This is a genomic window from Paenibacillus sediminis, assembly GCF_017873765.1.
In the GTDB taxonomy this organism is placed as follows: Bacteria; Bacillota; Bacilli; order Paenibacillales; family Paenibacillaceae; genus Paenibacillus_AG; species Paenibacillus_AG sediminis.
Genome location: NZ_JAGGKP010000009.1, coordinates 19,440 through 32,089 on the forward strand (window position 1 = coordinate 19,440; position 12,650 = coordinate 32,089).

A 12,650-nucleotide genomic window follows, 5' to 3' on the forward strand; every position below is an offset into this window, starting at 1 on the left:
AAAGCTGTATCGCTGAATTATGCCAGTTTTTGTGCCATTTTGCGGCATGTCTGCAGGAAACTGCTCGTGACCGCTCGGTCAGGGGAGGGCTCACTATAGCTGATCATTTCCCATAACGACACAAATTCGAACAGTTCATCTCGAATGAGCGAATCTGTCATTTTCAATGTGGAAATGTATTCTCTCAAAGTAAGCTGCGGCGGTTTCACTCCATATTTGCTATAGACCATTTTCCACACGAGATGCGAAGCAGCAAGCAACTGTGATCGATCTGAAAAAAATGAACGCGAACTTTGAAAGAGTAGCCATAGCGCTATACGATGCCGTTCCTTAATCATCGATCTCAGAACCATTACGAGTAATATAAAACTTACTCCCCACCCACAAGCCGCGATTGGAGAAATGTGAATATTTTTGATTGCAAAGTTATACCCGCGTGCAATCTCTGCCGTTACCCTGTCCACTACATCATTGATGCCGAATTTCTCAGGCTGCTGTACATTGGTCTGGTCTATCTTCAATGAGGCTGTACTCGAAGATAAATGTGCCTCAAAGCCTGGCGTAGGTTCAAAAGGAATCCACCCAACATTTGGAAAATATACTTCTACCCAAGCATGCGCATTCGCATAACGAACGGTAAACCGGCTCTGATCATTTGCATCCTGCTCACCGGGTGTGAATCCTTTAACCCAGCGCGCTGGAATGCCCTGGCTGCGCAGCATAACTGCCATCGCTGTCGAGAAATGATTGCAGTAACCTGCCTTCTGTACAAAAAGAAAATGATCTACAAAATCCTGACCTTCTGGCGGAACCCGGCTGCTGAGCCTATACTTGTAATTGCTTTTCAAATAATCTTCAATCGCCTTGGCGGCATCATAACGATTTGTACTGTTCTTCGTAATTTGCGCTGCTAAATCGATGACCCGCTGCGGAAGTCCCTTTGGAAGTTGAAGATAACGATCAATGATCTCTTTCGAATCAGAACCTAAGCCATTTCTGAGCAGATCCGGTGAAGTGTTCTGAATGGCCGCTTCGAGTGTATACCCTATAGTCAGCTGCCTGTTGGGAGCAGCATATTTCGTCGTATTGGCAATCGGATCTACCATCACAACACTAGATTCGGCCGAGGAATCCATTTGGTGATCATCCTGTGTATTGATCTCATCTATTCGGGTTGGTATCCCCCCGTTAAACAATATAAGCTCATCTGAAATCGGGCTTACAAACGAAACCTTTTGAGTAATGACCGAGCCTCCATTTGCCATCACTGCATCTTTCTCTTGTGACATCAAACTTTGCATACCTTCTGCTCCGCTCCGGATATCTACTGCCTCATAAACCGGACTCGGTTCACTCCATCCTCTGCCGTTGTAGTAACTCTTACTTTCACCTCGCCAGTAGACTGCTTTAGGAGATATCCCGACAAAATAAGGCTCGTCCCTTAATTGCAGCGACGCACCCAATTCATGATCCTGATCCCCATACCCGGAAACTGAAGCGCTCATAGCAGTGCGGTCATCCGGCGAGGCGTCAGTCCAAGCCTGAAGGCGATTTATCGTATTTTCCAAAGAAATAGGACGGATCTCCATAGCATGCGATTCTTTAGTTAGCATTAGAGAAAAGACACCACAGAAGGCTGCAAGCATGAAGCTTGATGACACCCATACAGCTCGCGCCTTTATTTCGGATCTTTGTTTACTGCTGCTCATCAACTCTAATCTTGGCAAAAATAACAGTGCCTGAAGAAGCAAACTAATGACAACCGTACGCACTAATCCTTCGTAGATTCGAATGTCTGCCCAAGTTTCTAAACATATTAAATAAACGATCGTTGCCAAAGCAAACAGCAGTATACTTTGGCGGAATAAAGCTAAAGCTTGCACCGAAGTAACGAGCAGACACCATCCGATTAAAAGAAGCAATGTCCGGCTTTCCAAACTGATGGAAGCGATCCCCTTCGATTCAACGATTGCTCTTATATCCGTCTGAACGATGCTTCCAAAGGACTTCAGCCAATCCATCCAAGAAGAATCCGCAAATAGATAAATCATCGTGCTTGTAATAAGAAGGGCTTGCAGAGGAACCAAGATTCCCATTGGGATACGGTTTATTCCAATAACGAGCAGCAAAATCGTTACAGTATAGAACACCGTTAATAGATTGACGCCTAACTGATTCAGCTCATTTGCTGCATTCACAGACTGTAAGGGGTGCAACCATTCGCCAAAAAGTCCAAGTAAAAGAAGGGACAACAATAATCGGTATATTATACCTCCGGGCTCACCGTAATAAACATGAGAGTCCCGGTGAACTGGGCTTTTGTCTGATTTACGCAATGACATGCTTGGCACTCTCCTTTCCAGACCATCCCTTGCTTATATTCGGTCTGTTCACAGGAACGAGTACGTTTAATATTTTTACCCCTATGCGTTCAAGCCATATATATAATTCATCTTGCGTTGCGGCTAGCTTCTGAGCCGTTCCGGCATGGATTAGAATGAGTTCCACGACAGTTCCTTTTGATATAGAGCTTGAAACTTCTTCTACGAGCTTATCGTCAATTCTACCGGTAACGATCGTTAATTGCATTGATTGGAAATGCTCAGGCAGAGATTTACGCATCAGATGAGCAGCATGAAATTGCGGATTTGGCTCAGTTTCTGCGAGCAGCATCATCGTCTTATAAAGCTCAGTGAAATCATTAACCTCTCTGCAATGTTCATAGCCCGCACATAAAAAATACGGATGTAACCCCGTATTTATCCCATGCTGAAGCAGACCTGCCGTATATGACAAGCTGTATTCAAATCGCTCATTAACATTGCGCATCAGTTTACCCGTTCTATCCTTCGAGGTTTTGTTCTGCACTATACGCTGTTCATCAAACGAACCGGTGTCGAGCACTACAGCCCAAGCTGAAGCTTCTTCTTGATCCGGTAACAAGGTGTGCAGCCGTCCATATTTGGCATAACTTTTCCAGTGGATACTTTTCCACGGGTCACCTGGGATATAATTTCGAACTTCCGGTCCGCGAAAATGTGTAACGATCACTTGCTGCTGCGGACTCCATTCTCCTTCGTTAGCTGCCCCCAAATTGTCCCGCTCATGCACATTGGCTAGTGCAGGTGTAACAATAAGCTTATCTTCTGAAGCCACTGCTATACTTCGCTTAAACCATCCAAATAAATCGCCGCTAGTGATGACCGCGTCACGGAAATGATATATTCCTCGGCTAAGTCCAATGATTCGGTATGTGTAGCTGAAGCTCCGCTTCGTTCCTGGCATTAGAAATTTAATATGTCTCGTCCCAGATCCGCTGATTGCGTCGCTTACCGTTAGCCAGACCAGCGGAATAGTCGACTGAATCGATACCCGAACATGAACAACTACTTCTTCGCCTGCTGTTGGACGAGCAGGAGTAAACGATCTTTCAATATACGCTCTTCGCAGTCCCATAAACTGAATAAACATACCTTGAACTGCAATAAAACCGACAACTGCTAACAGAAACCAAAGAGACTGACCGCCCCTCCACATATAGAGCAGAAGCAGCATACTCCAAATAAAAGCAATCGTTAACCAAGACGCAATTAACCGCATCATAACGATGTCCTCGCTGCAGTTCGGTGCATAGGGACAGCAATTTTGGCTGTCAACTCGCTAACGATATCTTCGCCCGATAGACCGCCTATTTTCGCTTCCGGAACTAGAGCAATTCGGTGCGACAGCACTGCTGTGGCAACTGCCTTGGCGTCGTCAGGAATAACATACATTCTGCCTTGTAAATACGCTTCAGCTTGAGCCGCGTTCATCCATGCTAACGTTCCGCGCGGACTAATACCGAGTGCGCATTTAGGATGACGCCTTGAAGCATCTGCGACTTCTACCAAGTACTTTTTAATAGAATCATCTACAAAAACCGTTCTTACTTGACGCTGAATAGCTAATAATTCTTCTGCCAGCAGCACAGGTTTAATTTTGTCCAGAGGACTATGAACCTGCATTCGGTTAAGCAGTTCAACTTCTTGAGCTGGACTTGGGTATCCGATACGAAGACGCATCAGAAAGCGATCGAGCTGCGCCTCGGGCAAACGATAGGTGCCTTCGAATTGGAGCGGATTTTGCGTTGCGAGCAGCAGGAAAGGCAGAGGGACCTGGTGCGTCGTTCCATCGACGGTCACCTTTCGCTCTTCCATAGCTTCCAGCAAAGCAGATTGTGTTCTTGGTGTTGCTCGGTTAATTTCATCGGCAAGTACAATATTCGATAGAATAGGTCCTGGGCGAAACTCAAATTCAGCGGTACGCGGATGGTACACAGAAGTGCCAGTAATATCTGATGGCATGAGGTCTGGCGTAAATTGAATACGACCGAATGAACAGCCAAGGCATGCCGCAACTGTTCTAACAAGCATCGTCTTCCCTACTCCAGGAACATCCTCAAGCAGCACATGACCGCCGCATAACATCGCAATAATGGTCATCTTAATTTCTTGTCGTTTTCCGATAATGACACTTTCAACTCGGTCTATAAGCCGGTCTAGTAAAATCGCCGCTTGATCATGAGGCAAGATAGGTGATGAGAATGACAAGGATATAACCTCCATTTCACTGGTAATGAACAAATATTTGATAGATTGGTCCGATTTGTTATAATCTACCAGCTAGTTTTGCCATTTTGCCCGTGAAATAGACGTGATCACTTTACAATGTTTTGATTCCGCGCTTGTCGTTGTCCATTGTAACCTCTTGGATGGGGTGACCTGTTGATTGAAGCACTTCTCGCAGCGGCACCCAAACTTTATCATTCCGAATGGAGATTGAAATTTGGATAGAAGATGCTTTGGATTCAGGTCTCACAATTTGTAGCAGGCTCTTCTTCAAATCGACTACCAGCAGATATGGCTCTTGTGAAATAGTCACCTGCCTCTCTTGACCCTGCCAATACACCTCGGCCCCCAGCTTCTCCATAAGCGTCCTAAGCGGAACCATATATTTGTTATTTTCAATGCGATACTCGCCTGACTTAAGTTCGGTCTGCATACGTCCGACTTCAAGTGCCAGCACCGTTCCAGGATGGAACAATTCAGCGTTAACGTCCACGTGACTCTCGATCCACGCTGTACCTGGTGCTATACGATGACTCCATTTTGATTCGACGTGAACAGAGAAATGCAGCGGTTCATCTTCTGGAGTAAGTGTCTTGAATGTATATCCATGATCACGGTAAAACGAAATAATTTGCGGCAATGCTTTCACCGTTTCGTTGTGACCAGCCCCATCATGCATCAATACAATCATTCGATCATTCAGCTTCGCCTTTTCGACATTGCTGATGATCTCTTTTGCAGGGACATTCTTACGTGTAGAGTCACCACTGTCGACATTCCAGTCGACCACATGATATCCACCCTTTTCTAACAAATCAAAATAAGTTTGATCAAAATGACCGTACGTCCCTCCAGGCGCTCTAATAAGCTGCGGACGAATGCCGACAATATCATTGATGACTTCTTCAGTCTGTTTAATTTGATTCCAGAACGAAACAAAATTTTGATAGAGCTGGCTGTACTCATGGTTATAAGTGTGATTGCCAATCGCATGTCCTTCATTCACGATTCTGCTAATCAGTTCTGGCGATTGCTTGGATTGTTCTCCTAGCACAAAAAAGGTCGCAGGCACTTTCTCTTCTTTCAAAATATTAAGAACTTCCGGGGTATTTTTACTAGGACCATCATCAAAGGTTAAATAAACGGTTTTGGGCTGTTTGGGGGTTGGTTGTTTTTGATCTTGCGCGGCAGAGCTTAACGTTTGAAAATGAACGGGCTTACTAGCATAAGATGCTGCATCTATTTTACTGCTTGACGAATGATTAATAGTCTGGTCGATATCAAGTGCGGAATAAGTCGATAAAGCCGATGAATGATAGCTGAATAAATAGAACAGTATAACTGCCACTGTCCAAATCCATTTTAAACTTCTGCGAAAAAAAGGTTTACTAACGCCCTTATTCATCTTTGTTACCTCCACATTTCTATGAGTTCATCGTTCTGATAGATTATATGGTGGTAGATGAAAAAATAGACTTTGATTAAATCTGCTTTTTTGCTTTCGTGGGCATCCTTATGTTATAAGGGATTTATGGAGTGTGACTATGATGGACTTATTTAAAATCATCCAATATCTATTTGAACAATACGGGTACAGTGTACTTTTTGCAGGGCTGCTGCTTGAATTTATCGCTTTGCCGTTTCCTGGAGAAACGACGATGGCTTACGCGGGATTTTTATCCTACGAAGGATTGTTAAATTGGGAGCTGCTTATTATATTTGCATTTTTCGGCACGGTAACCGGGATGACGATTACTTATTTTATTGGTAAAAAACTCGGCATTCCGTTTATTCAGAAATACGGCAAATGGTTTCTATTAAATCCGTCCAAATTGGAGCGTACGCAGAAGTGGTTCCAGAAATACGGGTTCGGTTTCATCTTCATCGGATATTTCATTCCTGGCGTACGCCATTTTACCGGTTATTTTGCAGGTGTTATCTCTCTTCCGCTTCGTAAGTTCACCATTTATGCCTATAGCGGAGCCATCCTGTGGGTCACGCTGTTCATTGGTATCGGCAGATGGTTCGGACCACAGTGGGAGTCCGCATTTAAATACGCCGAGCAATATGCGCTGATGATCGTGATTGGTATTATTATACTTGCCTCGATCTTCGTCATATACCGGATGCGAAATCAGCTTTGGAAATTGATAGTGAATTCGAAAGCTGAAGATAAAATCAAATCGAAAGAGACGAAGTAAAAAAGTTACATCGCAGCCTGCTCATTAGAGTGAAAACGTCTCCCCGCGAGCATCATGCTAAGGCCGATTATAATAAAAGCAGCACCGCCAATCCAGCCGAGCGACCTCGGCTCCACGTACTCAAGAGCCACCCCTGCCCCGAACATCGAGCAGCCGATGAGCGTATTTCCAATAGTTGCCATCATACCAAACAGCATCCCATGATACCGCTGCGGGGTCTCATTCATAATCAGTGTATCCAGGCTGGCATTCCCAAGGCCTGACATCAATGATAGAGCCAAATACAGAATACATGCCCAAATAAAATGATTACTTTGACTAACGCACATTAAAAGAACACCCTCTGCAATTAAAGCACATACTCCCCAAAGCATAAGCTTTGTGTTGACAAAGCGTACCAAAGTAAAGCTTAGCATTAGACCTGCTCCAAGTGATGCGTAAAAGAATCCTATCCCTAAATCCCCCATTCCATACTCCTGAACAGCATAGACACTTATCAATACATTATCGATCCCATTTACAATAGACACACATATTTCAAACACAATAATCCACTTTAACACAGCGGAATGTCTCAACAAATAAATGAAGGAAGAACGGTCTCTATAGATCGGACTATCAGACTCTGCCCACTCCTCTACTCTCTCAATTTCCTGCTTCGGATACTTAATCGTCGAGATCGTAAGTCCGGCAATAAGAAAGGATACGCTATTTACTACAAAAGCATACTGTGAGCCAAACCAATACGATACAATTCCGCCCGCAAAGGCTCCAATAATGAGAATGAGTCCATTCATTACTTGTTCTAAGCTGTTAACGGTTAACAGCCTCTCTGTACTTACCAGCAGTGGTATAGAAGACTTGCGAGCTGGGGCATACAGCGCTTCTAAAGCCGCTAAAATAAATGTCACACTGTAAAGAATCCATAAATCCCCTTTCGAATGAACGGCTAACAAGGAGATCGCAACGACCGAACGAACGATGTCTGTAACGACCATCAGTTTCTTACGGGATATCCGGCTTGCCAGCATACCGCCTGCAGGTCCGAATACCAGAAAAGGTATCACACGAATCGCCATCGTGATGCCTACTGCCATACCTGATCCCGTCAATGATATGACAAGCGACAATAAGGCGACCTGGCTGAACCGATCTCCAATGCCGTTCACGGTGCCTGACAAGAACAGACGTGCATATTGTTTTTCTTTTCGCAAAAGTGACATTGCCATTAACATGTTCAATACCTAACCTTGTTTTATTATTAGATAATTATCTAATTAGATATTAATCTAATAATTTCTGATTGTCACTTCTTTTTTTGGAAAATAAAGCGAAGCTGGCCGAAATAGCGCAGCTAGTAACAATGCTGCCCTCAATTCGTCGAATACTGAGCAGCAGCAAAGTGTAAGAGCTGAAGGTAAAGCCAAAAACATTGGTATGAAAGGCGAGCAGTCTGAGCCACACGAGCGGCATAGTATTATGAGCCATGACGAGGAAATTGTATTCGTCATAAATAATCAGATCAATACGTCAACACGGGAGGAACAAATTCTGCAATCGAAAACTCCAACACAAAACAGCAACAATCAGTTGGTGGAGGTAAAGGAACTTTAGTCAAAAACAGAGGGATGAACAAAGAGTAAATAGAACAAGAAAACAAGGACACAACATCATGAAGTACTTCATAGGATCTCAGATTTTTCTTTTGATTTCCTTAATCGATACGCCTCCTGACATTCTATGATTATTCTGCTACATTCAGATAACGTGTCTTATATGTGCTGCTATCGCTCCATAAATAGGCATAAGAAAAAACACCCGAGTTGGGTGCTTCTTCAATAGTATTTACGATATATTTAAGTACGAAGTTCAACTTCCTTCAGCTTGAAAAACTCGAGTACTGGGAACTCAATTTTTGCTTCTTGTACGTCCTTTTGAAGCATCTTTTTCAATTCCTCATAGGATTTTTTCATTAGTTCTTCTTTCATTATTCCCCAACTCCTTATAAACCAATCGGTGGTAAACTTCCGTAATCTTTACCCTGTTGTTTAATCTTATGCGCTGTTTCCAACATTTGCAACTGTAATTTCTCAACTTCTAACCTTTTAGACCACTTTTTGTACAGTGAAACGAGATTTTTATAAGGAATTCCTTGAGCTCTTAGTATTGATATCCAAAGATGATTGGATTTAACGAAGTCACAGAAAACCATTGCAGAGGGAGTGTAGAGCAAATCTTCATCTGTAATTCTACTCTCAATAACAGCGCTATAGAACTCCAACTGATTTAGTATAGTGACAATCCCAAGTCTTTGTTTCACAATACTATCAGCAATCATTTCTTTTGAAAGATGATCTGGATTAATTTTGAAATCCTCATTAAATAGATGGTTGTCATCAGCAGGATCCTTAATCTCTTCTTTCAATTTTTGCTCATATTCAGAGGTGGATGTTATTATTTCTTTCTCGAAGTAAGCTAGATACTCCATACTCTTCTCAGCGGCGGATCGCCTATTTCTGTCATTCAAGTCTTTTTTTAAAAGTTTTACCTGATATATTCCCTGAAACAAGCCACCAATCAACACAATACTCGCAATATTGCTGAGTATTTGAAAAATATCCTTTGTAAGTGTCCAACCTTGCAATATGTCCCCCTCCTTAATACCATTTTATTCGACATTAAGAAGGATTTCCCTGCTTCAAGCAACACTGCTTGCTACAGAACTGTTTCGAACTGGTCCTCACACTTGTCTTTGCATATTACTTGGGGGCTGTTATTAGGTTCTATATTGGTTTTTACACAGTTCTGTATCCAGTAAAGGAAGTGGAAAGTAGAACCGAGTTCGCGGAATACTTCTTCACCCATTTTATGAAGAATATGAGCGGGAAAATCATTTAGATCCATTCTGGTGTAATACAATCCCTGATTCTATAACTTTGACACGCTTTAAACTTAGTAAGTTTTTATCAAAATTATAATGTTGACGCCTTAAATCCGGATCAATTGAACATGCTTGATGATCATCATTATGAAGTTCTCCATGGGATCTCAGTCTTTTCTTTTGATTTCCTTAGTCGATATATAAAAAACTGACCAACGATCAGTTGGTCAGTTTTTTATCTTTATCTTTTGGACTTCTGGGTTCCAGGCAGAAATGCCTTCAGCGCAGCGAGAATACCAGTTTCAACAAGCGCCGCGGAAAGTGCTACTAAGAGCCAATTCGGAGTGCCCATGGAGTAATAAAATATTCCATGAACAATTAACAAAATCGCAAATGCCCAAATCAAGTTGATCCGTTTGATCCAATCGAACATTTCGGTCTCCACCTTTTTCTAATCAATTTATGATTAGAATTATTTACAGAAACCGGTAAGGTTATTCTATGGCATCCGGAATTATGAGATGCTTTTATGCCAACGTTGTAACAAATTCATCTCTTTACTTGGCTGCATTCCTGCCTTACGTTCGATATCCAAAGGTCGGCTAAGCTCCCAATCTAGAGTATCACGAATGGTGTGAGAAAGTGGGCGGAATGTTAAACCGTTATCGATCGCTTTTTGAATATTTACCGATAGAAATCCAGGTTCATTCAAATGATCTGGAATCCACAAAGGCATCTCTGACCAAAATGCGACCTCATGACCAGTAAGAAAATCTTCACTCACCCAGGTCAACCTAGCATCACTTTGAAGAGCTGATTTACATGTCTCTAGCAAATCACCCATAGTTAATTCATTGTCCGGTCCAGTTGCATTGAATACCCCTGTTTTCTTATTCTCTATCATTCGAATTAACCACTCTGATAGATCTCTAACATCAATGAATTGAATTTGTTTATTTGGATTGCCAGGAGTAAGTACTTCCCCCCCTTTTGCCACCCTTTGCACCCAATAAGAAAAACGATCAGAATAATCGTTCGGACCCACTATTAGACCTGCGCGAATGGATAATGTCTTATTTGGCATTACTTCTTCAGCGGCCTGCTCGCACAAATATTTTAAAGGACCATAATATTCATTATAGATCGGACCAGCTGTTCCTTTTGTTATTTCTTCCGCCTTTTCCTTAGACATCGGGATAACCGGATGATTCTCATCAATTCCTATTTTTGATAAATCCGCATATACAGAAACGCTCGAAATGAACGTATAATGCTGGGACGCGCCAGACAGAATCTCTGTCGTTTCTCTGACTGCCCGCGGCACAAAGCCGCACGTATCAATGACTGCATCCCACTCCCTTCCTTTAAGCGCCTCTAAATTACCGTTTCGGTCACCAATTAAATTCTCAATATTTGGGAACAGACTAGGGTTTTCTCTTCCACGATTGAAAAGGGTAACCTCATGCCCGAGTTCTTGAGCAGCTTCAACCAAATAACGCCCTAGAAATCTTTTCCCTCCAAGAATCAATAATTTCATTACAGCCTCCCTATAGGTCAGACATTTCCTACTTATGGTATTCGATTCAAATCATTCCCTTCCTCTAACAACACAAAAAGAGGCATACTACAATGGAATAAACCATTGCAATATACCTCGTCTTCTAATGATTTCTTATAATGCAGAGAGCACTTCTTCGGTATGCCCTTTCACCCGAACACCGCGCCATTCCTTGAGAAGCTTACCTTCCTCATCGATCAGAAATGTAGACCGAACAATGCCATAATACTCACGCCCGTACATCTTTTTCAGTTGCCATACCCCAAACAGTTCGGCCACCTTGTGATCCTCATCTGAAAGAAGTGGAAACGGCAAGCCGTGCTTTTGAATAAATTTCTCATGCGATTTCAGACTGTCCGGACTAATGCCGAGAACGACTGCACCACGCTTGGTAAACAAATCATATCTATCTCGAAAATCACATGCTTCATTCGTGCAGCTTGGCGTACTGTCTTTCGGATAAAAGTAAAGAACTACTTTGCGGCCTTTAAACTGGCTAAGCGACACTTCTCCGCCACCCGAAGAAGGCAATGTAAAATCAGGGACAGGTTGTCCGATTTGAACGTGTTCCATCAATATCAGCTCCTTGATAAACGTTGTCTTGTGCGAACGATTTTAAGACCCCGCTCCGCGGTATTTTCTCACACCCATGTTCCAGCATGTTAAGCCGACAGCAAAGATCGCGATACCCATTAGCGGCGTCACAAGCGCCATCCGGGTCATATCCTCACGCTGCAAGAAGAGCGAAGCCGGATATACGCCTACGAAAGCAAATGGCATAATCCACGTGAGCAATATTTGAATGAACCGGTTATAAATCGTTACCGGATAACGACCATAAGCTTGCAAATTGTACATCAGCGGTAAAATGCCTGTCGGCGCGTCTGAATAGAAGGATATCGATGTCAGCGCAGTATAAATACCTGTATAAATAAGCACTGAGCTGACAACCATGATGAGTAGCGCTGGAATATGCCACCACTCGATATGAATCCCTAACTGGACCCCGCTAACGATCATAATAATGGTCCCGATAAGTGATCCCATAAGCGCCGGCGGGTCTAGATTTTCCAACAAGATTTGAAACAGACTGTGTGCCGGACGAGTCATAATCCGGTCCATCTCGCCTTTTGTAATATATCGTTCACTAAAGCCCCACAAATTAACAAAGCAGCTGAACAGTCCGTACGGAATCATAAAATATCCATAGACAAACACAATTTCAGACTCGCTCCATCCACCGAGACTATTCGTATGTCTGAATACGACAAATATAAAAATCAGATTCGTAAACTGAAACATTAAGTCCGATATTACTTCTACCCAGAAATCCGCGCGGTAAGTAAGGCGTGATTTCATATAGTTCTTCATATATTCCCAAACTAATTCAATATAGTACATAC

General features: G+C 42.8%; 12 protein-coding genes. 1 reads left to right on the forward strand and 11 read right to left on the reverse strand.

Annotated features, from left to right (window positions below):
• Positions 1 to 17 precede the first annotated feature (17 nt).
• The 4 genes from J2Z20_RS14265 to J2Z20_RS14280 all read right to left on the reverse strand — a co-directional run bounded on the left by J2Z20_RS14265 (position 18) and on the right by J2Z20_RS14280 (position 6,012).
• A complete protein-coding gene (locus tag J2Z20_RS14265; protein ID WP_209851661.1) occupies positions 18 to 2,342 on the reverse strand; it encodes a transglutaminase-like domain-containing protein in 2,325 nt (774 codons plus the stop codon).
• Complete coding sequence (locus J2Z20_RS14270) at positions 2,329 to 3,603, reverse strand: DUF58 domain-containing protein (protein WP_209851664.1); 1,275 nt, start codon at positions 3,601 to 3,603, stop codon at positions 2,329 to 2,331. The genes J2Z20_RS14265 and J2Z20_RS14270 overlap by 14 nt, the downstream gene beginning before the upstream one ends.
• A complete protein-coding gene (locus J2Z20_RS14275) occupies positions 3,600 to 4,589 on the reverse strand; it encodes an AAA family ATPase (protein ID WP_245252391.1) in 990 nt (329 codons plus the stop codon). Before J2Z20_RS14275 ends, J2Z20_RS14270 begins: the two co-directional genes overlap by 4 nt.
• A 112-nt stretch (positions 4,590 to 4,701) precedes the next feature.
• Positions 4,702 to 6,012 carry a polysaccharide deacetylase family protein gene (locus J2Z20_RS14280; protein WP_209851670.1) on the reverse strand — a complete coding sequence of 437 codons (1,311 nt, stop codon included), beginning with the start codon at positions 6,010 to 6,012 and terminating at the stop codon, positions 4,702 to 4,704.
• A gap of 142 nt (positions 6,013 to 6,154) precedes the next feature.
• Here J2Z20_RS14280 and J2Z20_RS14285 point away from each other — a divergent pair, with 142 nt between their 5' ends.
• Entirely contained in the window at positions 6,155 to 6,808 is a 654-nt protein-coding gene (locus J2Z20_RS14285) for a DedA family protein (protein ID WP_209851672.1), read from the forward strand.
• Between the two features lie 5 nt (positions 6,809 to 6,813).
• On the opposite strand, the gene J2Z20_RS14290 is transcribed toward J2Z20_RS14285, so the two are convergent.
• From J2Z20_RS14290 to J2Z20_RS14315, 7 genes are all read right to left on the reverse strand, one after another.
• Positions 6,814 to 8,037, reverse strand: a complete 1,224-nt coding sequence (locus J2Z20_RS14290; protein WP_245252393.1) for an MFS transporter — start codon at positions 8,035 to 8,037, stop codon at positions 6,814 to 6,816.
• Between the two features lie 627 nt (positions 8,038 to 8,664).
• Positions 8,665 to 8,796, reverse strand: coding sequence for a hypothetical protein (locus J2Z20_RS18160; protein WP_280921769.1), 132 nt, complete (start codon positions 8,794 to 8,796; stop codon positions 8,665 to 8,667).
• Between the two features lie 14 nt (positions 8,797 to 8,810).
• Positions 8,811 to 9,452, reverse strand: a complete 642-nt coding sequence (locus tag J2Z20_RS14295) for a DUF4760 domain-containing protein (protein ID WP_209851677.1) — start codon at positions 9,450 to 9,452, stop codon at positions 8,811 to 8,813.
• Between the two features lie 478 nt (positions 9,453 to 9,930).
• On the reverse strand, positions 9,931 to 10,122 hold the full coding sequence (locus J2Z20_RS14300) for a hypothetical protein (RefSeq protein WP_209851680.1): 192 nt from the start codon (positions 10,120 to 10,122) through the stop codon (positions 9,931 to 9,933).
• An 81-nt stretch (positions 10,123 to 10,203) separates the two neighbouring features.
• Complete coding sequence (locus J2Z20_RS14305; RefSeq protein WP_209851683.1) at positions 10,204 to 11,226, reverse strand: SDR family oxidoreductase; 1,023 nt, start codon at positions 11,224 to 11,226, stop codon at positions 10,204 to 10,206.
• A gap of 135 nt (positions 11,227 to 11,361) precedes the next feature.
• Positions 11,362 to 11,820 carry a thioredoxin-dependent thiol peroxidase gene (gene bcp / locus J2Z20_RS14310; protein ID WP_209851686.1) on the reverse strand — a complete coding sequence of 153 codons (459 nt, stop codon included), beginning with the start codon at positions 11,818 to 11,820 and terminating at the stop codon, positions 11,362 to 11,364.
• Positions 11,821 to 11,862: 42 nt separating this feature from the next.
• Positions 11,863 to 12,648 carry an ABC transporter permease gene (locus J2Z20_RS14315; RefSeq protein ID WP_209851689.1) on the reverse strand — a complete coding sequence of 262 codons (786 nt, stop codon included), beginning with the start codon at positions 12,646 to 12,648 and terminating at the stop codon, positions 11,863 to 11,865.
• Positions 12,649 to 12,650: the final 2 nt, after the last annotated feature.

Bases quoted from the DNA above. Each gene is read 5' to 3' on its own strand.
- bcp (WP_209851686.1), bottom strand. From the start codon at position 11,820: ATGGAACACGTTCAAATCGGACAACCTGTCCCTGATTTTACATTGCCT.
- J2Z20_RS14305 (WP_209851683.1), bottom strand. From the start codon at position 11,226: ATGAAATTATTGATTCTTGGAGGGAAAAGATTTCTAGGGCGTTATTTG.
- J2Z20_RS14315 (WP_209851689.1), bottom strand. From the start codon at position 12,648: ATGTACTATATTGAATTAGTTTGGGAATATATGAAGAACTATATGAAA.
- J2Z20_RS14270 (WP_209851664.1), bottom strand. From the start codon at position 3,603: ATGATGCGGTTAATTGCGTCTTGGTTAACGATTGCTTTTATTTGGAGT.
- J2Z20_RS18160 (WP_280921769.1), bottom strand. From the start codon at position 8,796: ATGAAAGAAGAACTAATGAAAAAATCCTATGAGGAATTGAAAAAGATG.
- J2Z20_RS14285 (WP_209851672.1), top strand. From the start codon at position 6,155: ATGGACTTATTTAAAATCATCCAATATCTATTTGAACAATACGGGTAC.
- J2Z20_RS14280 (WP_209851670.1), bottom strand. From the start codon at position 6,012: ATGAATAAGGGCGTTAGTAAACCTTTTTTTCGCAGAAGTTTAAAATGG.
- J2Z20_RS14290 (WP_245252393.1), bottom strand. From the start codon at position 8,037: ATGGCAATGTCACTTTTGCGAAAAGAAAAACAATATGCACGTCTGTTC.
- J2Z20_RS14300 (WP_209851680.1), bottom strand. From the start codon at position 10,122: ATGTTCGATTGGATCAAACGGATCAACTTGATTTGGGCATTTGCGATT.
- J2Z20_RS14265 (WP_209851661.1), bottom strand. From the start codon at position 2,342: ATGTCATTGCGTAAATCAGACAAAAGCCCAGTTCACCGGGACTCTCAT.